Annotated in this window: 19 protein-coding genes and 1 pseudogene; 15 read left to right on the plus strand and 5 right to left on the minus strand. The window is 51.4% G+C overall.

What is annotated here, in order from left to right:
- The 3 genes and pseudogenes from DCW36_RS23070 to DCW36_RS15445 all read left to right on the plus strand — a co-directional run.
- Positions 1 to 130, plus strand: a pseudogene (locus DCW36_RS23070) (IS256 family transposase); the annotation flags it as partial.
- A 224-nt stretch (positions 131 to 354) separates the two neighbouring features.
- Positions 355 to 1140: an alpha/beta fold hydrolase gene (locus DCW36_RS15440; RefSeq protein WP_114783851.1), complete on the plus strand. Its 786-nt coding sequence runs from the start codon at positions 355 to 357 to the stop codon at positions 1138 to 1140.
- A 28-nt stretch (positions 1141 to 1168) separates the two neighbouring features.
- Positions 1169 to 2416, plus strand: a complete 1248-nt coding sequence (locus DCW36_RS15445) for an MFS transporter (protein WP_240676197.1) — start codon at positions 1169 to 1171, stop codon at positions 2414 to 2416.
- A gap of 38 nt (positions 2417 to 2454) precedes the next feature.
- Here the strand turns inward: DCW36_RS15445 and DCW36_RS15450 are convergent, their stop codons facing one another.
- The gene (locus tag DCW36_RS15450) at positions 2455 to 2871 is read right to left on the minus strand and encodes a lipocalin family protein (RefSeq protein WP_240676198.1); all 417 of its coding nucleotides are present in this window, start codon (positions 2869 to 2871) and stop codon (positions 2455 to 2457) included.
- A 207-nt stretch (positions 2872 to 3078) separates the two neighbouring features.
- On the opposite strand from DCW36_RS15450, the gene DCW36_RS15455 reads away from it, so the two are divergent.
- Complete coding sequence (locus DCW36_RS15455) at positions 3079 to 3408, plus strand: LysM peptidoglycan-binding domain-containing protein (RefSeq protein WP_114783857.1); 330 nt, start codon at positions 3079 to 3081, stop codon at positions 3406 to 3408.
- Positions 3409 to 3620: 212 nt separating this feature from the next.
- Here DCW36_RS15455 and DCW36_RS15460 read toward each other — a convergent pair whose 3' ends face one another.
- Positions 3621 to 4040, minus strand: coding sequence for a nucleoside-diphosphate kinase (locus DCW36_RS15460; protein WP_114783859.1), 420 nt, complete (start codon positions 4038 to 4040; stop codon positions 3621 to 3623).
- 226 nt (positions 4041 to 4266) lie between these two features.
- Between DCW36_RS15460 and DCW36_RS15465 the strand changes: the two genes are divergently transcribed.
- The 5 genes from DCW36_RS15465 (at position 4267) to DCW36_RS15480 (ending at position 8417) form a co-directional block, all read left to right on the plus strand.
- A complete protein-coding gene (locus tag DCW36_RS15465; RefSeq protein ID WP_114783861.1) occupies positions 4267 to 5289 on the plus strand; it encodes a DHH family phosphoesterase in 1023 nt (340 codons plus the stop codon).
- A gap of 46 nt (positions 5290 to 5335) precedes the next feature.
- Complete coding sequence (locus DCW36_RS15470) at positions 5336 to 6325, plus strand: FKBP-type peptidyl-prolyl cis-trans isomerase (protein ID WP_164891152.1); 990 nt, start codon at positions 5336 to 5338, stop codon at positions 6323 to 6325.
- A 14-nt stretch (positions 6326 to 6339) separates the two neighbouring features.
- Positions 6340 to 6894 carry an FKBP-type peptidyl-prolyl cis-trans isomerase gene (locus DCW36_RS15475; RefSeq protein WP_114783865.1) on the plus strand — a complete coding sequence of 185 codons (555 nt, stop codon included), beginning with the start codon at positions 6340 to 6342 and terminating at the stop codon, positions 6892 to 6894.
- Positions 6895 to 6936: 42 nt separating this feature from the next.
- Positions 6937 to 7107: a hypothetical protein gene (locus DCW36_RS22620; protein ID WP_164891153.1), complete on the plus strand. Its 171-nt coding sequence runs from the start codon at positions 6937 to 6939 to the stop codon at positions 7105 to 7107.
- Between the two features lie 83 nt (positions 7108 to 7190).
- On the plus strand, positions 7191 to 8417 hold the full coding sequence (locus tag DCW36_RS15480; protein WP_114783867.1) for a serpin family protein: 1227 nt from the start codon (positions 7191 to 7193) through the stop codon (positions 8415 to 8417).
- Positions 8418 to 8532: 115 nt separating this feature from the next.
- Here the strand turns inward: DCW36_RS15480 and DCW36_RS22625 are convergent, their stop codons facing one another.
- Both DCW36_RS22625 and DCW36_RS15485 read right to left on the minus strand, forming a co-directional pair.
- Positions 8533 to 8709, minus strand: coding sequence for a hypothetical protein (locus DCW36_RS22625; RefSeq protein WP_164891154.1), 177 nt, complete (start codon positions 8707 to 8709; stop codon positions 8533 to 8535).
- Between the two features lie 223 nt (positions 8710 to 8932).
- Complete coding sequence (locus tag DCW36_RS15485) at positions 8933 to 9142, minus strand: transposase (protein WP_114783869.1); 210 nt, start codon at positions 9140 to 9142, stop codon at positions 8933 to 8935.
- Positions 9143 to 9397: 255 nt separating this feature from the next.
- Here DCW36_RS15485 and mfd point away from each other — a divergent pair, with 255 nt between their 5' ends.
- The 5 genes from mfd (at position 9398) to DCW36_RS15510 (ending at position 17772) form a co-directional block, all read left to right on the plus strand.
- On the plus strand, positions 9398 to 12772 hold the full coding sequence (gene mfd / locus DCW36_RS15490) for a transcription-repair coupling factor (RefSeq protein WP_114783870.1): 3375 nt from the start codon (positions 9398 to 9400) through the stop codon (positions 12770 to 12772).
- Between the two features lie 118 nt (positions 12773 to 12890).
- On the plus strand, positions 12891 to 15548 hold the full coding sequence (locus tag DCW36_RS15495) for a PAS domain-containing protein (RefSeq protein ID WP_164891155.1): 2658 nt from the start codon (positions 12891 to 12893) through the stop codon (positions 15546 to 15548).
- A gap of 28 nt (positions 15549 to 15576) precedes the next feature.
- A complete protein-coding gene (locus DCW36_RS15500; protein ID WP_114783874.1) occupies positions 15577 to 15987 on the plus strand; it encodes a response regulator in 411 nt (136 codons plus the stop codon).
- Positions 15988 to 16182: 195 nt separating this feature from the next.
- Positions 16183 to 17010 carry a hypothetical protein gene (locus tag DCW36_RS15505; RefSeq protein ID WP_114783912.1) on the plus strand — a complete coding sequence of 276 codons (828 nt, stop codon included), beginning with the start codon at positions 16183 to 16185 and terminating at the stop codon, positions 17008 to 17010.
- A 309-nt stretch (positions 17011 to 17319) separates the two neighbouring features.
- Positions 17320 to 17772, plus strand: coding sequence for a hypothetical protein (locus DCW36_RS15510; protein WP_125185501.1), 453 nt, complete (start codon positions 17320 to 17322; stop codon positions 17770 to 17772).
- 36 nt (positions 17773 to 17808) lie between these two features.
- Here DCW36_RS15510 and DCW36_RS15515 read toward each other — a convergent pair whose 3' ends face one another.
- Entirely contained in the window at positions 17809 to 18405 is a 597-nt protein-coding gene (locus DCW36_RS15515; RefSeq protein WP_205702944.1) for a hypothetical protein, read from the minus strand.
- Between the two features lie 171 nt (positions 18406 to 18576).
- Between DCW36_RS15515 and DCW36_RS15520 the strand changes: the two genes are divergently transcribed.
- Entirely contained in the window at positions 18577 to 19173 is a 597-nt protein-coding gene (locus DCW36_RS15520; protein ID WP_114783878.1) for a uracil-DNA glycosylase family protein, read from the plus strand.
- Positions 19174 to 19217: the final 44 nt, after the last annotated feature.

A 19217-nucleotide genomic window follows, 5' to 3' on the forward strand; every position in this document is an offset into this window, starting at 1 on the left:
CAAGCTCGTTTACCTGGTGGTGATGAATGTAGAGAAAAAATGGACGATGCCACTGCCTAACTGGGCCTTGACTTTCTCTCAGCTTTTTATCATGTTTGAGGAAAGACTCAGGACCCACCTGAGGGTTTGACTTTTTTGATGTTAGGCTAAAGCCGTAACATCAAAAAAGCCATTAAAAAAATGAGTGACACAGTTTCGTTTACACTCCCCAACAAAGTCCCTGAAAGCTGTTAGTACAAAATAGAACTATAGAAACACCCGGTTTTCCGCCGGGTGTTTTTTATTTCGCCCATCCTTTTTCCTTTGCCTCTCGTCCTTTCTTTATATTTGCTTTTCAAGATAAACAGCAACACTATGGCAAACACCACCTACTCCGACAGCGGCTCCGGCAACGTACTTGTTTTTCTGCATGGCTTCTGCGAAAGCAAAGAAGTCTGGGCCGATGAATTTCTGAAGCCGCTGCAGCAAAAGTTCCGCACCATTGCCCTGGATTTACCGGGCTTCGGCGACAACACCCAAAACATCAGCAACTACAGCATGGAAAGTATGGCCGATGACGTGAAAAAGCAGCTCGATGCGCTGGGGGTGCAGAAGTGCCTCCTGGTCGGGCATTCGATGGGCGGCTACGTCAGCATGGCGTTTGCCGAGAAATACGGTTCTATGCTCGACGGGCTCTGCCTCTTCCATTCCTCCGCCCTTCCCGACACCGAGGAGAAGAAAGAAAACCGCACCAAGACCATTGCCTTTGTAGAGCAGCATGGCGTGGACGCCTTTATCAACCCGTTTATAGAGCCGCTCTTTTACGAAGGAAACCGCTCCAGGCTGCGGCAGGAAATAGAGCTGATGAAGCGCATCGGCAAGCAAACGCCAAAAGAGAGCATTACCGGTGCCCTGGCTGCCATGCGCGACCGCCCCGACCGGACACAGGTGCTGCGGCAAATCGGATGCCCGGTGCTGTTTATCGTCGGGAAAGAAGACGGGGCTGTGCCGCTTGAAAAAGTACTGGAGCAATGCCACCTGCCAGACCGGAGCTTTGTTTTTTTCCTGAGCGAGACCGGGCACATGGGCATGTTCGAGCACACCTCCGAAACCCGGAAGGCTGTGGAGAAGTTTGCCGAAACTATTTATGAGCAGGGGTAAAACCAAACACTCCTCTAAGTCAGTTTACTTGAAATCCGCAAAAGAAACACAGTTGCCGCCAACTCCTGTGGCGCCTCCGGGCTATTTACTGCCGGTAATTGTGCTGTCGCAGTTTGCAGGCACTTCGCTTTGGTTTGCCGGCAATGCGGTGCTGCCCGAGCTGCAACAGGAGATGCACCTGCCCGGCAGCGGCACCGGTTTGCTTACCTCTGCCGTGCAGCTGGGTTTTATCCTGGGTACTTTTTGTTTTGCGTTGTTATCGCTGGCCGACCGCGTGTCGCCGCGCCTGCTGTTTATGGGCTGCGCTTTGCTGGGAGCAGGAGCAAACGCTTTGGTGGTAGCTGCAGCAGAAAGTTTAAGCACTGTTTTGCTGCTGCGGGCGGCAACCGGCTTTCTGCTGGCAGGCATTTACCCGGTAGGCATGAAAATAGCCACCAGCTGGTACAAAAGCGGTCTCGGGAAAGCCATTGGCTACCTGGTAGGCGCGTTGGTTATCGGTACTGCTTTTCCGCATCTGCTGCGGGCGCTGGGGGCATCGCTGCCCTGGCAAACCTTGCTGCTGCTCGTTAGCGGGCTGGCTGCTGCCGGTGGGGTGCTGATGTACGTGCTGGTGCCGCAGGGGCCCTACCTGGGTAAAGGCGCTGTTTTTAATGCCGGTAACATGCTGCAGGTGTTCCGGGTGCGGGAGTTCCGGGCGGCAGCTTTGGGTTACTTCGGGCACATGTGGGAGTTATATACTTTGTGGGCTTTTGCGCCTTTTCTTATATCCGCGGCCTTGCCACAGCTAGCACCGTCAGAAGTATCGATGTGGTCGTTTGGGGTGATTGCGGCGGGGGCAGTGGGTTGTGTGGGTGGCGGATATGCTTCGCAGCGCTGGGGCAGCGCCAGGGTCGCTTTCTTGCAGCTCTTTGCTTCGGGATTATGCTGTGTGCTTTCGGTGATAGTGCTGCAGTTGCAGGCACCGCTGCTGGTTCTGCTTTTCCTGCTCGGCTGGGGTGTGGTAGCGGCGGGGGATTCGCCGCAGTTTTCGGCACTGAACGCCCAGAAGGCCCCGCCCCATCTGGTCGGGACGGCTTTAACGGTGGTGGTTTGTATCGGCTTTGCCGTTACCATTGCAAGTATCCAGCTCATGGACTACCTGCTCACGCTCTGGCCGCCGCATGCTATGTTCGGCCTACTAGCGGCAGGGCCTGTTGCTGGTCTGCTTTCGATGCGGCGCCTGCTTGTGAACCAGGAAGGTAATCAGCACAGCAGCCCTAACAAAAGCACGCGTTAGCACCGGCTTTTGTTAGGGCTGCTGTTGAAAAAGGAAGGTTAGTCCGCTTTCAATTCCATTCTGGAACCATCGTTGGCCACCAATACCATTTCATTTTCTGTCAGTTCTTCCACCGTAAAGTTTTCTGAAACGCCTTGTCCCTCAAACTGCAGCGATAAGCGTTTTGCAGCTTTATCGTACGACCAGGTGCCTGTTTGCAGCGTGCCGCCGCCCCCGAGCGCAAAACGGCCATCGGCATAAAACTGCATGGTTTCCTGCTCTTCTGCATCGGTCAGTTTGTCTTTATCGCCTGAGGCAGTCAGTTCTTTGTCGGCACGCCAGGTCTTGCTGTTTCCACCCGAAATCATAGCCTGGTCGCCGGTTTTGTCTTCGCCGCCGCAGCTTACCATGGCCAGCGTTAGCAGAAGCGCCATCAGGTAGTGCCACTGGCCAAACAGCCTTTTCCTATTTTTCATGTTGTTCATAGTTTTTTTGTTTTGTTTACGCCTGCCGCTTCACCGGTTTCAGCAGGTTTGAGTGATTACGGCCTTTGCTACAATTAAGTTAAACTTAAATACAGGCGTTAGTTTAAACCACAACCAACTGTATAAGAAGGCGTACAATTAGGTTAGCATCAGGTGTCTGGTGCTTTTACTGAAGTTTGACTTAAATTAATTAATGATATGGGATTGTTGGATTTTTTTAAAAAAGGAAAAGAAGAGCCGGCAAAAGGAACAGGGCCGGTGGTAGGAACCCAAAAAGTGTCGCAGGCGCCCGGACATCCGGAACACGGCTTTTTTAGTCCGAGCGATAAGCAGCAGATAACCGATACGTCTGCAAACCAGGATGTGTACACCGTGCAAAGCGGCGACTCCTTATCCAAAATTGCTAAAAAGCATTACGGCAACGCCAATGCCTGGACTAAAATTTACGACGCCAACAAAGATAAAATTGGCGATAACCCGGACCTGATCAGGCCCGGACAGCGTTTTGTAATTCCGCGCGATAAGTAGTTCGCGGTACTGACAAAAAAAGAGCGGCAGGTTTTAAAATGAAACCTGCCGCTCTTTTTTTGTCAGTATGTAACGGAGAACGAGCCGGGTTCGGTTTGGTGCAGCAGTGGGTGTGGTGGCAGGTGCAGAACAAAAATCCGGGTGGTACAAATAAAAAACGTCCGCTGAAAAAGGCTTCAGCGGACGTTTTTACAATTCTTTTTCCGGGGAAATTAGGAACGCTCGTCGGCAGCGAAGAAGAAGTCGCCTTCGATCTGTGCGTTCTCGTCAGAGTCGGAACCGTGCACGGCGTTGGCTTCGATCGACTTGGCATATTTCTTACGGATAGTACCTTCTTCGGCTTGTGCCGGGTTGGTAGCACCAATCAGCTTACGGAAATCTTCCACAGCGTTGTCTTTCTCCAGGATCATGGCTACGATCGGGCCAGACGACATATATTTTACAAGATCGCCGTAGAACGGACGCTCTTTGTGTACTTCATAAAATTTACCGGCACGCTCCTCAGTCAGCCTTGTTTTCTTCATTGCAACAATGCGGAAGCCGCCTTCCTCCATCATTTTAGTGATGCCACCGATGTGGTTTTCTGCCACTGCATCCGGCTTGATCATGGTAAATGTGTATTTTCCTGCCATGTCTTTGGGTTGTTATAATGTATAATTCTTTTTCGAAGCGCAAAAGTAGTGTATTTGTTTAAATAAAGAATACTTTTGGTTGCAGTTTCGCTTCGTGTGTAAGCCCTTTTTCCGGTTTATATGGCAGAGTTCGCTTCGCGAGTACCGTTTTTATTGCTTTAGAAGTTATTTCTTCAGAAATTCGCATCTTATTTCCCTATTTATCAGAGGATTTATCTGTAGCAGTATGCATGATATTCTTGCTCTAAAAGAGCTACTTCGCGAGCCTAAAGAGGTGATGATCACGACACATCATAAACCGGATGCCGATGCATTGGGTTCTTCTTTGGGTCTGGCAGGCTACCTTAAAAAGAAAGGGCACCGGGTTACGGTAATTACGCCGTCCGACTATCCTGCGTTTCTGGCCTGGATGGAAGGGAACGACGATGTGCTGGTGTATTCGGAGAAAAACGATGCGCTGGTGCAACGCATTATTGCCGAATCGCAGGTTATTTTCTGCCTCGATTTTTCTACCCTCGCCCGTATCAACGAAATGGGGCCTTATATACGTGAGGCAAAAGGAACAAAAGTGCTGATCGACCACCACCTGGAGCCTGAGGCATTTGCCGATCTTAACTTTTCCAATACTTCTGCCGCCGCTACCGCTGAACTGGTTTACGATGTAATAAAAGCTATGGGCGATGGCGATATGATCGATACCAGCATCGGCGAATGTTTGTATGCCGGCATCATGACCGACACCGGCTCATTCCGCCACCCCAGCACCTCTAAAAACGTGCACCTGATTATTGCCGACCTATTGCAGATAGGGGTAAACACCTCCAACATCCACCGGCTTATCTACGACAGTTCCACCGAACTGCGGCTGCGCTTCCTGGGGTACGCCCTCAAGGACAAACTGGTGGTGCTGCACGACTACAAAACGGCTTATATTGCCATCACAGCCGACGAATTGAAAGCCTATGATTCCAAAACAGGCGATACCGAAGGCTTGGTGAATTTTGCTTTGTCCATAGAAGGTATCGTGTTTGCCGCCGTGATCATAGACCGCGGACAGGCTGTTAAGATTTCGTTCAGGTCGGTGGGCAACTTTTCGGTAAACGACTTTGCCCGGAAGCACTTTAATGGCGGCGGACACCGCAATGCCGCAGGCGGCATGTCGCTGGAGCCTCTCGATGCCACGGTAGCCAAATTCGAAAGCCTTATCCCGCTTTATAAAGACCAGCTGCTCAGCAGCACCAGCAAGTAAAAAATTTATCAACCTATAGAAAATGTTATTTAAAACAAAACTCTTATTGCCAGTTATTGCTGGTGCTTTTTTGTTTCAGGCATGCGACAAAAAAAGTGACAAGTTTTATACCACGGCGAATGGCCTGGAGTATAAAATTTTTGAAAAGACCGATAAAGGCGAGTATGAGCCAAAAGGTAAGGTAGCAGACAACGACACTACAGGAGCCCGAATCGGTCAGATTGTAGCGGTGCATATGGCTATCAAAAATGCCGAAGACTCTACACTGGTGGATACGCGTGAGCAGAAGCCTGCTTTCCCGGCGTTTATCCCGGTAATGGAACCTACCATGAAAGGTGGCTTGGAAGAAGCCATTATGATGTTGTCGCCCGGCGATAGCGGTGTGTTCAAAATCAACGCCGATTCACTTTTTGCCCATACGTACCGTCAGCCGCTTCCGCAGGAAATTAAGCCGGGCAGCAAACTGACGTTCTTCATTAAAATGGAGAAAGTAATGACAAGAGCAGAGGCTGAAGTAGAGCAGCAGAAGGTAATGGGCGAAATGCAGAAGGCTGCACAGGCACAGTTCCTGGAGCGTCTGCGTACCGATAGCGCTACTGTTGCTCAAATCGGGAAAGACAGTGTGATCATTGAATCTTACATCAAGGAGAAGAACCTGAAGAACGTGCAGAAGTCGCCAATGGGTGTTTACTATGCCGTTACGCAGGAAGGTACAGGTCCGAAGGCTAACACCGGCGACATGGTGTCGGTGTACTACAAGCTGTCGTTCCTGGACGGAAAAGAGCTGGAGTCTAACTTTGGCAAAGAGCCGTTCACGTTCCCGCTTGGCCAGGGACAGGTAATTCCGGGTTGGGACGATGCCTTTACGCAGTTAAAAGAAGGCAGCAAGGCTATTCTGCTGGTGCCATCATCGTTGGCCTATGGAGCCCAGGAAAGAGGACCGCAGATGCCGGCGAACTCTATTCTGCGTTTTGATGTTGAGCTGGTAAATGTAGAAAACCAGGGCAGCACAGCCCAGAATAATCCAGAGCAATAATTAAATTTCTTTTTATGAATTTCCACTCTATCCTTTTACTTCTTAAAAACCGAATTTCAGTTGCCGTAGTTGTGCTGGTGGTGCTTGTTGCCGGTGTTTCCGCGTGCCAGACCGAAGATCCTTATGCTCGTATGTATCCCAGGTTTGATGTAGAAAAGCAGAAAGCACAGGACGAAAAGGATATTCGTACCTACTTCCGGAAAAACAACATCGATACTACGGCGGCAAATACGAATCTTATTAAAACGGCTTCGGGGCTGTATTATTTAAGAGTAAAAGAAGGAACCGGCGATCTGTTAAAGACCGGCGACAAGGTGGATGTTCATTACATAGGCAAATTTTTATGGGGACAGGAGTTTGATAACTCTTACAACAGAGGGTCGGCTTTTCCTGTAACGATTGGCACCACCAGCGTGATCAAAGGCTGGACAGAAGGGCTAACACTGATGAAAGAGGGAGAAGAAGGATTTTTATTTGTTCCCTCTCATCTGGCTTATGGTCCGTATGACCAGCGTGGTTTTGCAAACATGGTGCTGATTTTTGACATGACTGTTCTCGATAAACATTAAATCCTGCCTGAAAAGGTAAAAAGCGGAGGGGTTGTGCACTGCATGGCCCCTCCGCTTTTTTATTTAGCGCCGTTTGCAGGTTTGAAGGAGCAGCAGAGGCTGTGGTGGCTGGTGCAGCAGAAAATTTTGGTTGTTTTTAAAGCTTTTCAGGCGTTGACCAGAAATGAATTCCTTTATGCAACCATTGCTGGCGTTCAGGGGTCAACAGTATAAAGGCGATAGCAGGAAAGGTGTGCCAACCTTGCCGCTGCTTCAGCTTTTACTAATGTTGTTCCAGCTAACGAAACCGGTATACTATGAAAAATTTTATTAAAACATCTGTTGCAGGCCTGGCAGGTGCCGTTCTGCTGCTCAGTGCCTGCCAAAAGGAAATAACGGATAGTACGCCGGATGTCCGGCCCGTTACAGCACAGGAAGCTACGGCTATTAAAAGCTCCAATAATTTTGCCTTCCGGGCGTTTGCCAGCATCAGTGAAGACGAGGGCACTAAAAACGTTTTCATTTCTCCGCTGAGCATCAGCATGGCGCTGGGCATGGCTTATAACGGCGCAGATGGCGCTACCAAAGAAGCGATGCGCAAAACGCTTGCCCTGGAGTTACCTACCGATAACGACATTAACCAAGCCTACAAGAGCCTGTCGGAGCTGCTGCCTGCCCTGGATAAAAAGGTGCAGTTTCGTTCGGCCAACTCGTTGTGGTACAGGAATACCTATCAGCTGCAGGCCCCATTTGTGAAAACAAACCAGACCTATTTCGATGCCACCGTGCAGGGGCTGAATTTTGACTCACCAGCGGCCAAAGACCAGATCAACAGCTGGGTGCAGAACAAGACCAACGACAAGATTGATAAAATTGTAGAGGAGATAAGACCGGAGCATGTGCTGTTCCTGGTAAATGCCATCTACTTTAAGGGTACCTGGACCTACCCGTTCGATAAAAAGCTGACTCAACCTGGGCTTTTCCGCCTCGAAAACGGCAGTACCGTGACGCATGATTTCATGCACCTGAAAAACGGAAAGTACCTCCTGTACCAGGACAACACGAAGCAGCTCATCGACCTGCCCTACGGCAACCGCCACTTCAGTATGACCATCCTGTTGCCGCAGGGGCAGCAGCAAGTAAGCGACCTGGTAAACGAACTGACCGGGGAAAACCTGGCTGCCTGGCTGGCGGCTGCCGACACATCCGGGATGGAACTCTACCTGCCCAAGTTCAAGCTGGCGTATGAAAAAGAGCTGAAAGAAACGCTCACGCAGCTGGGTATGGGCATCGCCTTCAGCAACAGCGCCGACTTCAGCCAGATGGTGGAGGGGCGGTCTGACCTGGCCATATCGGAAGTAAAGCACAAGACTTTTGTGGAAGTAAATGAAGAAGGCACCGAAGCGGCAGCTGTTACCTCGGTAGGAGTTTCCGTTACGTCCATGCCGCCATCCATCCGCGTTGACCGGCCTTTCGTGTTTTTGATCCGGGAGAAATCTTCGGGAGCTATTTTGTTTATCGGGAAACTGATGCAGCCGGAGTAGAGGCAGGTGAACCTATTGATTGCTTTGTAACATGGTGCGTTGCTGAGATGATGCGTTACTGCAGCCAGACACTCGCAGGAGCTGCGCACACTGCGAGGTCTTTTGAAGCCGGCGTTTATAGCTCATCTTCTTCTATGAGTGGCGCAATTGTGCTGAAGTCTGCTGCATTTTTCTGGTGGAAACTTCGGTATTCCTCTCTTCCGCCAAACCACTTCAGCACTTCGTTGCAGGGTAGTTTTATTTTTTGAAAGGTGACTGTGGTAAGAGGAATAGGGCCAGTCGCTATAGTCATCTATTAAGCCGTGGTGCTGCGGGTTGAAATGAATGTAATGCACCAATCTTGTAAAGTAGGCTGCTGATGTAACCTCTTTCCTGCCAAACCGGTGCTGAAACAGTCGACCCGTACGGTCGTAGCGGTTATTGATGGTTTTGGCGTAAGCACTTAGCAGGTGGGCTAGCTGACGTGGTACTTCGATTGGCTTATAAAATGCTCCCGCTTCATTTCGCAGCACTAATTAACTTTCAGGCTTTACCTGTACCAGGAAATGCACGTGGTTGGGCAGCAGGCAATAGGCATAAGTATGAACAAAAGGTGTGAGGTACTTTCGGTACAGCTGCAGAAACAGGTAATAGTCGTCTTTGTTCCTGCATAAGGTTTCTTTGTTGTTGCCTCTGGTATAAAGGTGATAAAACTTGTCTGGCTCTAACTGAATTGTCTTCTGCATCCATTTCTATACGAGTTAAAAGAACGTTTGCTCGCAAAAAGACCTCGCAGTGTGCGCAGCTCCTGCGAGTGTCTGACAGCAGAAACGCATCAACTCAGCAGCGCACTATTTTTCAAAGCAGCAGACACTCGCAGGAGCTGCGCACAAGCAAGGTCTTTTGAAACTTCCGCAACCTTCTCCCCCTCCTCTCAGTTCTGATAAACGGTTAAGAAATAGTATCTTTGTAGTAGAGAAGAACTAACAGGAGCGATTACCTTGAAAGTTAAAGATTTTTTAGAGCTGTACCGCCTCGACAGCGTGGTGCAAACCATTGCCGACAGGCTGAAGGCCAACAAAAGTTACCGCCTGCAACTCAAAGGCCTCACCGGTAGTTTAGATGCCGTGCTGGCTTCGGCGGTGTATACCTTGAATCACCAGCACCAGCTCTTTGTACTGCACGACAAAGAGGAGGCTGCTTATTTTTATACCGACCTCCGCAACCTCATCGGCGACACCAAGGAAGTACTGCTCTTCCCGATGTCGTACAAGCGCCCTTATAGCTTCGACGAAACCGAGAATGCCAACATTCTCATGCGGGCCGAGGTGCTCAACCGCCTGAATCAGAAAACCGGCAAAGGCGAACTGATTGTGACGTACCCGGAGGCACTGACGGAGAAGGTAATCAACAAGAAATCGCTCGTTGAAAATACGCTGGGCGCGAAGGTGGGGGAGAAGCTGGATACGGCTTTCCTGAGCGAGATGCTGAACGAGTACGGCTTCGAGCGCACTGAGTTTGTGTACGAGGCAGGCCAGTACGCCGTGCGCGGTGGCATTGTGGATGTGTTTTCCTACGCCAACGACCTGCCGTACCGCATCGAGCTGTTTGGCGACGAAATCGAGAGCATCCGCACCTTCGACCCGGATACGCAGCTGTCGGTGGAGACGAAGAAAAGCATCTCTATCATTCCGAACGTGCAGACGAAGCTGCTGCAGGAAACCCGCGAAGCTTTCCTCGATTACCTGCCCAACAACACCAACATCTGGTTTAAGGATGTGCGGCAGACCCTGGATGTGATAGAGGAGTATTTTGACAAAGCCTCGCATGCTTTTCAGAAAATGATGGCGGGCAGCGGCGGCACCCAGATTGTGTCGGACCCGGAGCAGCTGTTCCAGTCGCAGAAGCAGTTTAAGCAGCTGCTGGAGGGCTTTAACGTGGTGGAGATGGGCAAGCGTTTTCATTTCAGAAACAATGCCGAAGTGCTGCAACTGCAGGCCAAGCCGCAGCCGTCGTTCAACAAGGATTTTAAGCGGCTGGTTAAAGACCTGCACGAGCAGCAGGGCGCTGGTTTTGTGAATATCATCGCTACGGATTCGCCGCGCCAGATCAACCGCCTTACCATGATTTTCGATGAACTCGACCACGATGTGCGTTTCCAGCACCTGCCGGTCTCGCTGCGCGAAGGCTTCATCGACCAGACACTCAAGGTAACCTGCTACACCGACCATCAGCTCTTCGACCGTTTCTACCAGCACAAGGCCAAGGAAGGACATTCCAAAACCAAAGCCATGACGCTGAAGGAGCTGCGCTCGCTGCAGCCCGGCGACTATGTAACGCACGTGGACTACGGCATCGGGCGCTTTGCCGGTCTGGAGAAAGTAGAAGTAGGCGGGCGCATGCAGGAGGCGATACGGCTGGTGTATCGTGACGACGATTTGCTGTACGTGAGCATCCACGCACTGCACAAGATAAGCAAGTACAGCGGCAAGGAAGGTGGGCCGCCAAGCATGAGCAAGCTGGGTTCGCCGGAGTGGGAGAACAAGAAGAAGAAGGTAAAAGGCAAAGTAAAAGACATTGCCCACGAACTCATCAGCCTCTATGCCAAACGCAAAGCCGCCCCCGGTTACTCCTTCAGCAAAGACGGCTTTATGCAGGCCGAGCTGGAGTCGTCGTTTATTTACGAAGACACGCCCGACCAGGGCAAGGCTACCGAAGACGTAAAAGCCGATATGGAGCAGCCGCACCCCATGGACCGCCTCGTGTGCGGCGACGTGGGTTTTGGCAAAACCGAAGTAGCCATTCGGGCCGCCTTTAAAGCAGCCTGCGACGGCAAGCAGGTAGCGGTGCTGGTGCCTACCACCATCCTGGCCATGCAGCACTACCGCACCTTCCGCGACAGGCTGGAGCAGTTCCCGGTAACCGTGGACTACATCAACCGCTTCAAAACCGCCAAGGATACAAAGGAAACCCTGAAACGGGTGGCAGAAGGCAAAGTAGACATTTTGATCGGCACGCACCGCATCGTGAGCAAAGACGTCAAGTTCAAGGACCTGGGCCTGATGATTATCGACGAGGAGCAGAAGTTCGGGGTGAAGACGAAGGACAAGCTCAAGGAGATGAAGGTGAACGTAGACACCCTCACCCTTACCGCCACGCCTATTCCGCGCACGCTGCACTTCTCGCTCATGGGCGCCCGCGACCTTTCGGTAATTGCCACGCCGCCACCTAACCGGCAGCCGGTAAAAACAGAGCTGCACGTATTCGACGAAGCTTTGATTCGCGATGCCATTGTGTTTGAGCTGAAGCGGGGCGGGCAGGTGTTCTTTGTGCACAACCGGGTAAAAGACATTGAAGAAATGGCTTCGCTCATCCTGCGCCTCGTGCCCGATGCCAAAGTTACTTACGCTCACGGGCAGATGGACCCCGAGAAGCTTGAAAAGCGCATGATGAAATTCGTGAACGGCGAGTACGACGTGCTGGTGTCCACGAACATCATCGAATCGGGTCTCGACATCGAGAATGCCAACACCATCATCATCAACCGGGCGCATATGTTCGGGCTCTCGGACCTGCACCAGATGCGGGGCCGCGTGGGCCGCTCGAACAAGAAAGCCTTTTGTTACCTGCTCACGCCGCCGGTGTCGGGGCTGCCGACCGATGCCCGCAAGCGCCTGAGCACGCTCGAAGAATTCTCCGACCTGGGCGAAGGCTTTAAAATTGCCATGCGCGACCTCGACATACGGGGTGCCGGTAACCTGCTGGGCGGGGAGCAGACAGGTTTCATTACAGACCTGGGCTTCGAGATGTACCACCAGGTGCTCGACGATGCCATCAAGGAGCTGAAAGAAACCGAATTCCGTGACCTGTTCCTCAAAGACAACCTGGAGCAGTTTGTAGAGCCGGTGCAGGACTGCAACATCGAAACGGACATGGAAGTGCTCATCCCGGACTGGTACGTGAGCAACATCAGCGAGCGCCTGAGTCTCTACAGCAAACTCGATAGCACCAAAACGATGGAGGAACTGGAAAAGCTGCGGGCCAGCATCGTAGACCGCTTCGGGCCGCTGCCCGACGAGGTGCAGAAACTGATCGAGATTGTGAAGCTAAGGTGGCAGGCGCAGCAATTAGGTTTCGAGAAGCTCACCATCAAAAAAGAAGTCATGAAAGGCTATCTGCCTACTGCCAACAACGATAAGTATTTTCAGTCGGATACTTTTGGCAATATTTTGAGGTATGTGCAGCAGCACCCGCGCCGCTCGCGCCTGAAAGAAGCGAAAGACAAACTGATTGTTATTGTCGAAGACATACGTGCCATTGCCGATGCCAGGGCCGTTTTCGAGGGATTTGGGGTGGCTGCTGCTACTTCGGTTTAGTAATGGAGCTTTTTGTTTGCTAAAAACCCACCGGAGGACTGTCTGAACGCCTGTTTCCTGCGTACAAATAATTGTAACATTAGAAAGAGGGCCTTGCACTCGTCAGATGTTTATAATTATGATGGAACATTTACCTGTACAAAAGTTAAAAATAAATTACGGACAGCTCTTTAAAGCGCTTCCCGGTTTATGTGTGCTTTTGTCGCCGGACCAGGTAATCCTGGATGCAACTGATAGTTTTCTGAAACGGACTTCCACAAGCCGCGAAATTATAGGCAGGCATTTCTTCGAGGTTTTCCCGGAAGCGAATGCCGGAGCCGAATCGGGCTCTAAGGAAATCCTGACAAAGGCCTGGCACGATGCGCTGAAAAACCAGACTGCCTACAACATACCCGGGCTGCGCTACGACCTGCCCAAACCCGACGGAAGCGGTTATGCAGAATGCTACTGGCATATTTCCGGGAAACCCCTGACAGACGAAGAAGGGCAGGTAACCTGTGTGCTGCACGAACTGCAGGATGTGACGGAACAACACCTGGCTGCCACCGAACAGAAGCGCCTGCTCCTGCTGGCAGGTGCTGCCGGAGGTATCGTGTGGGAATGGGATATCCCGAACAAGACGTTAACCTTCAGCGATGCCTACAAAGATTCGTTCGGATACGCTGTCAAAGATCATAAAGGAAAATACAATGCCTGGAAAAAACTGGTACACCCCGACGACCTGAAGCAGACGCTGCAAAGCCTGAAAGCCGTGCTGGCAGCCGGTGGTAAATTCTGGGCAGGGGAGTACCGCTATAAAAAAGCCGACGGCACCTACACCAGCGTGATCGACCATGGGTATGTCATGTATGACGAGGAAAATAATCCGCTTCGCATGATCGGTTCCATGATTGAACTGGACGGAAAACGCGAAATAATCGAGAACAACGAACGGTTTGCGCGCATTGCCAAAGCTACCAGCGATGTGATCTGGGACTGGAACCTGCAGGAAAATTCGATCTGGTGGAACGATGGCTTTCAGGAGCTTTTCGGCTACAGGAACGAAGATACTGAGGCCAGCATACACTTCTGGGAAAACTGCATTCATCCCGACGACTTTGAACCCACCGTACGGTCTGTTTACCAGGTAATAGAAGACGGGCAAACAAACTGGGAGGCCAAATACAGGTTCCGGTGCGCCGATGGCAGCTACATGCTCATCCACGACAAAGGCTACGTGATAGAAGACGATGCGGGCAACCCGGTGCGCATGATCGGCGCCATGGTAGACATCACCGAAAAAGCCCGCATAGAACAGGAACTGCAGGAAAGCATTAGCCACGCACGCAAAATACTGGACTCGCTCCCGCTCATGATCTGGACAGCTTCGCCAGGCGGGCATGTTACCTACTATAACCAGCGCTGGTTTGAATATACAGGTGCTACATCCGGGGAACTGAGCGACAGGGGCTGGGAAAAGTTTATTCATCCGGATGACCTGGAAAGCTCGGAGACTACCTGGAGGCAGGCGCTGCAGGAAGGGGAGCCGTTTGTAAACCAAAGCCGCTGGCGGTCGGCCCACGATGGCAGCTACCGCTGGTTCCTGGGGCGTGGAGTGCCTATTTTCGATAACGAAGGCCGAATTTCGCTCTGGGTAGGCTCCCATACCGACATCGAGGACCAGAAGCGCATGATGGGCGCCCTGGAAGAAAGTACACGCAAGTTCCGGTTCCTGGCCGAGTCTATTCCCCAGATTGTCTGGACCACAGACGGGCAAGGCTACCACGATTACTTTAACCAGCGCTGGACCGACTACACAGGCCTGTCGCTGGAGGACAGCCTGGGCACAACCTGGCGGCACGTGCTGCACCCCGACGACCGCAAGCGCACGTCCGAAAGGTGGAAGCACTCCCTCCGCACCGGCGAGTATTACGAAATAGAATACCGGTTCAGAAACGGGAAAGACGACAGCTACCGCTGGTTCCTGGGGCAGGCCATGCCCATGCGCGACGAGCACGGAAACATAATTAAATGGTTTGGCACCTGCACCGATATCGAGGATCATAAAAAAGCAGAAGAAGAGCTGCAGGAAAAAAACCTGGAGCTGGAGCGCATCAACTACGACCTCGACAGTTTTGTGTACACCGCCTCCCACGACCTGAAGCTCCCGATCATTAACATGGCCGGCATTTTCCAGGAACTGACGCGGTCTGCCGCCTTTACCGACCCGGAAGCTCAAATTATGATCGAAATGTTTAACCGCTCGCTCGACCAGATCCAAAGCACCATCACCGACCTGTCGGAGGTGGTAAGGGTACAGAAATCCAAAGTGCGCGACGTGGAGCAGGTAGACCTGGAGGAGCTGACCGAAAATATCAAAGTAAGCATACAGGATTCCCTGACCGATTCAGGTGCCAGCATTTATACAGACTTTAGCAGCGTGCCGGTGATTACGTTTTCGCGCGTAAACCTGAAAAGCATTTTATACAACCTGGTCAGCAACGCCATTAAGTACCGCGACCATACCCGTCCTCCTGAAATTTACCTGAGCACCGCCCGCAGCGGCGACTACGTAGAACTCCGGGTTCAGGACAACGGACTGGGCATTGACATGGACAGGCACCAGAACAAATTATTCAAGATGTTTAAGCGTTTTCACAATCATGTGAATGGTTCTGGATTAGGTTTGTATATTGTGAACAGGTTGCTAACAAACAATGGCGGCTATATAAATGTTGAAAGTAAACTGAACGAAGGAACAACCTTTTATCTGTACTTTAAACAAAAGGAAGCGTAAAACAACAATTGCAGGAATTACAGGAAATATGAAGCCTCTCAATACAATACTTTTAATTGACGATGACGAAACAACAAACTATCTCAACCACCGCCTTCTTTCGCGGATGCAGGTAGCAAAAGATATACGCGTGGTAACAGACGGCGAGCAAGCGCTTGGCTATCTTACCAATGCCTATAATGCCACGAAAGACAACCCTGTGCCGGACCTTATACTGGTTGATATTAAAATGTCTGTAATGGATGGGTTTGAGTTCCTGGATGAGTACCAGCGGTTCGAAGAAATAGACAAGGCAAAATCCATCATGCTGATGCTAACCTCCTCGGCCAGTTTTTATGACCTGGAGCGGCTTAAAAATTATCCGGATGTGAAAAAGCATTACTCCAAACCCTTAACCGAAGCCGATGTGCGCGAAATAGTGCAGCAGTATTTTAATTAAAAATTATCGGTTTAATGAGCAGCAGAGGCTATTGTGGCAGGAGCAGCAGACTTTTTTATTTATCTGCTCCTGCCACAATAGCCTCTGCTGCTCTTCCGTTCTGCTTATTTAACTATAAGTTCCTTTTTTCCGTAGAAACAAACAGTGCCGTTTATAAAAAGCGGTATGTTCAAAAGCAAATCAAACAATAAAGCTATGGAGAATAGGGATAAGAATATTGACAGAGAATACACAGGCCGTGGGGAATACAACCAGCGTTTAGGTCGTGAGCTTTACCAGCGCGACCACGACCCGGAACACCCCGAGGCCAGGCACCACGACAGGAGGCACACCAACCGCAAATGGGACGAGGGAAATTACTTCCATACCGGGCCCAGCGAGCGGGGCGCCCAGGACAGTGGCAAGGGCTATTACAGCAGCGGTACCGGCAGCAGCTCCTATCACGAGGGGCAACACGCGCACATGCAAGACCACTACGGCAGCCGCCGCGACAGCCCTTACCGCAACGAACGCTCTTACTTAGACCACGGCACCCACGGGTTCAGCAAACAGCAGCCCTACAGCCAGGGCAGCAGGAATTACGCTAACCCGGGCAATTACAACGAACGGCCCGATGCGCACGATAACATCTACCGCGAAGGTCCCGGCTCCCGAAGCCGTTACAAAGAAGATGATTACCGCTACGGCAGTGGTTCGCATAACTGGTACCGCGAAGGCCGCTACACACCCGACGAAGACAGAAGCCGCCACGATGACCGGGGCTTCTTTGAACGGGCAGGCGATGCCATCCGCAATACCTGGAACGACATCATGCACGCCGATGATGCAGACTACCAGCGAAGGCACTACCGTCCGCATCACGAAAAAGGAAGCGACAGGGTGCGCATGGGCTCCGAGCCTTACCGCGACCGGCAGCAGTTCAACAGAGGGTACGAAGGCGGACCACGCTGGGCCGATGAATCAGATACCGGCCACGATAACCGGTACGATGACACAGACAGAACCCACCGCTACCGCAGGTAAGGTAGCAGTTTGATAATACATTAAAAGCATAAAGCCGGCAGAAAACGCCGGCTTTATGCTTTTAATGTGGTACTGTTCCTGTATACCATTGAAACTGTGTTGTAAACATCCAGGCCATACTGCCCGTAAACCAAAAAATAGGTCCGGGTAAAGGAATACGACCTTCATGGTACAGGCTGCAAATGCCTGATCTCTATGGGATACCTGCTGGCATGGTTGCAAAAACCTGTGCAGTTCTTATGGTTTGATGTGTAGTAATTTGTAACTTGTTACCTGGTACAGTTTTGAAAACCCCTAAATCTTACAAGGATGCACTACGAGGAAGAAGAAAACTACAGACGCCGCCTGCATGAAGAAAGAATGCAGGGTGAGAGAAGACGGCGCAGAGACGGCCATGAGATAAATGATTTCAGAAACCGCTGGGATGAACCGTCGTCTGATTACCTGCATCCGAGAGAAAGGCAGTGGTCTGATGACGAAGCTGAAGAAAGATACCGGGAGAGAGGCGATGACAGCAGTCGGTATGATGCCCGCAGACAACAACGATACCACGACCGTCCGGCCCCGCGCCTGTTCAGCCAGCAGTATGAGTTCAGGCGACGCTTCGATCCGGAGCAGGAAGAAACCTACAGAGATAAACAGTATGCCATCGACCGCTGGCATGAAGAAAATTACCTGCATTACCTGAACGAACGCTTACCACAGGGGCGGCGCAGACGCGGTAGCAGAGACGATTGGGACTGGGAAGACCACCGCAGATAATAAATGTAAGACCGGCGCAGGAGCTGGTCTTTTTTTTCAGAACCGTTGCCGTAGTCCCACCCCAAGCGCAACCAGTTCGGGCAGCCCGGGTATCAGCGATAACGAGAAGTCTGTTTGCTTTTTTAGCTGGTAGTTATATTCAAGTTCGCCGGCATACCAGTAAAACTTATACTGCCAGCCACGTTTCCGGCTGAAATAATAATCGTCGGTATAACCGGGCAGCCTGTTCCAGTCGCGGCGAAAAACCAGGGTTGGGCCGATGCCCCCGTTAAGCGAGTGCCTGCCCTTCCGGAAAATCAGTCCGCGTAAGCCGACGTGCGTAAAGCCGGCCAGCGATGCCGCACAGTCGGCATAAAGTCCCTGTTCCAGCCTGATACTGATCGCATCCCGCACCACAAAGCGGTCATATGCTGCTATCGCACCATAGTTGAGGGTGGTGTAGCCTTTGTCATCCAGCCTGTTCGGAAAAATCTCCGGATGCGGGCTCCTTTTCAGGTGAAACGAAAGCCCGAATGCTTTAACCGAAAAAGCATTTTTGTAGGATGCTGTCGCAGCATCCTGTGCTTTAACAGCAAAGGCCAGCAGGTGCAGGCACAGCAAAAAAATAATAAAAAGTATCGTTCTGTTACGCATTCGTTCCGGCTTGCTTTATAGCCTCCAGTATTTTAGATTGGTAAATTTGCATTTTTGAAGAAGAAGCAAAGTTTACCATTTCACTTTCATTTCCTTTAGAGCATGTTTAAATTTCGTTTTTGCAGCGCAAAGGATGGAATTTAAACATGCACTTATACCTTTGTTACTGTTATGAAGGAAACAGAGTTGCTGGAAGAGCTGCTGTTGCGGGTAAGAGCCTGTCGTATCTGCGAAGAAAACCTGCCGCTGGGGCCCCGGCCTGTGCTGCGGGCATCTGCCACTGCAAAGCTGCTGATAGTAGGGCAGGCGCCCGGAACCAAAGTGCACGCCAGCGGCAAACCCTGGGACGACCAGAGCGGCAAACGCCTGCGCCAGTGGCTGGGCATGGACAGCGACCTGTTCTACGATGAAACGCAGGTGGCCATTATTGCGATGGGCTTCTGCTACCCGGGCAAAGGGAAGAGTGGCGACCTGCCGCCCCGCCCCGAGTGTGCCCGGCACTGGCACGCGCAGTTGCTGGCCCATCTGCCCCGGGTGCAGCTTACCCTGCTGGTGGGGAAGTATGCACAGGATTATTTCCTGGGGAACAGGGCAAAGGCTACATTAACCGACACGGTGGCTGCCTGGGAAACCTATTTGCCTGACTATATGCCACTTCCGCATCCTTCGCCCCGCAACCAGTTCTGGCTCAGGCGCCACCCCTGGTTTGAGGAAGAAACCGTGCCCGTCCTGCAGCAGCAGATCAGTGCCCTGTTTAGCAGAACTTAACTGCAATTTTAACGTTGCATTTTACTATATTTTGGCAAAATTCC

The organism is Botryobacter ruber, from assembly GCF_003347595.2.
Lineage (GTDB): Bacteria > Bacteroidota > Bacteroidia > Cytophagales > Hymenobacteraceae > Pontibacter > Pontibacter ruber_A.

What these genes read in the sequence shown, in the direction of transcription:
- DCW36_RS15440 (WP_114783851.1), top strand. Translation starts at nt 355, where the DNA reads ATGGCAAACACCACCTACTCCGACAGCGGCTCCGGCAACGTACTTGTT.
- DCW36_RS15450 (WP_240676198.1), bottom strand. Translation starts at nt 2,871, where the DNA reads ATGAAAAATAGGAAAAGGCTGTTTGGCCAGTGGCACTACCTGATGGCG.
- DCW36_RS15455 (WP_114783857.1), top strand. Translation starts at nt 3,079, where the DNA reads ATGGGATTGTTGGATTTTTTTAAAAAAGGAAAAGAAGAGCCGGCAAAA.
- DCW36_RS15460 (WP_114783859.1), bottom strand. Translation starts at nt 4,040, where the DNA reads ATGGCAGGAAAATACACATTTACCATGATCAAGCCGGATGCAGTGGCA.
- DCW36_RS15465 (WP_114783861.1), top strand. Translation starts at nt 4,267, where the DNA reads ATGCATGATATTCTTGCTCTAAAAGAGCTACTTCGCGAGCCTAAAGAG.
- DCW36_RS15475 (WP_114783865.1), top strand. Translation starts at nt 6,340, where the DNA reads ATGAATTTCCACTCTATCCTTTTACTTCTTAAAAACCGAATTTCAGTT.
- DCW36_RS22620 (WP_164891153.1), top strand. Translation starts at nt 6,937, where the DNA reads ATGGCCCCTCCGCTTTTTTATTTAGCGCCGTTTGCAGGTTTGAAGGAG.
- DCW36_RS15480 (WP_114783867.1), top strand. Translation starts at nt 7,191, where the DNA reads ATGAAAAATTTTATTAAAACATCTGTTGCAGGCCTGGCAGGTGCCGTT.
- DCW36_RS22625 (WP_164891154.1), bottom strand. Translation starts at nt 8,709, where the DNA reads ATGACTATAGCGACTGGCCCTATTCCTCTTACCACAGTCACCTTTCAA.
- DCW36_RS15485 (WP_114783869.1), bottom strand. Translation starts at nt 9,142, where the DNA reads ATGCAGAAGACAATTCAGTTAGAGCCAGACAAGTTTTATCACCTTTAT.
- DCW36_RS15495 (WP_164891155.1), top strand. Translation starts at nt 12,891, where the DNA reads ATGATGGAACATTTACCTGTACAAAAGTTAAAAATAAATTACGGACAG.
- DCW36_RS15500 (WP_114783874.1), top strand. Translation starts at nt 15,577, where the DNA reads ATGAAGCCTCTCAATACAATACTTTTAATTGACGATGACGAAACAACA.
- DCW36_RS15505 (WP_114783912.1), top strand. Translation starts at nt 16,183, where the DNA reads ATGGAGAATAGGGATAAGAATATTGACAGAGAATACACAGGCCGTGGG.
- DCW36_RS15510 (WP_125185501.1), top strand. Translation starts at nt 17,320, where the DNA reads ATGCACTACGAGGAAGAAGAAAACTACAGACGCCGCCTGCATGAAGAA.
- DCW36_RS15515 (WP_205702944.1), bottom strand. Translation starts at nt 18,405, where the DNA reads ATGCGTAACAGAACGATACTTTTTATTATTTTTTTGCTGTGCCTGCAC.
- DCW36_RS15520 (WP_114783878.1), top strand. Translation starts at nt 18,577, where the DNA reads ATGAAGGAAACAGAGTTGCTGGAAGAGCTGCTGTTGCGGGTAAGAGCC.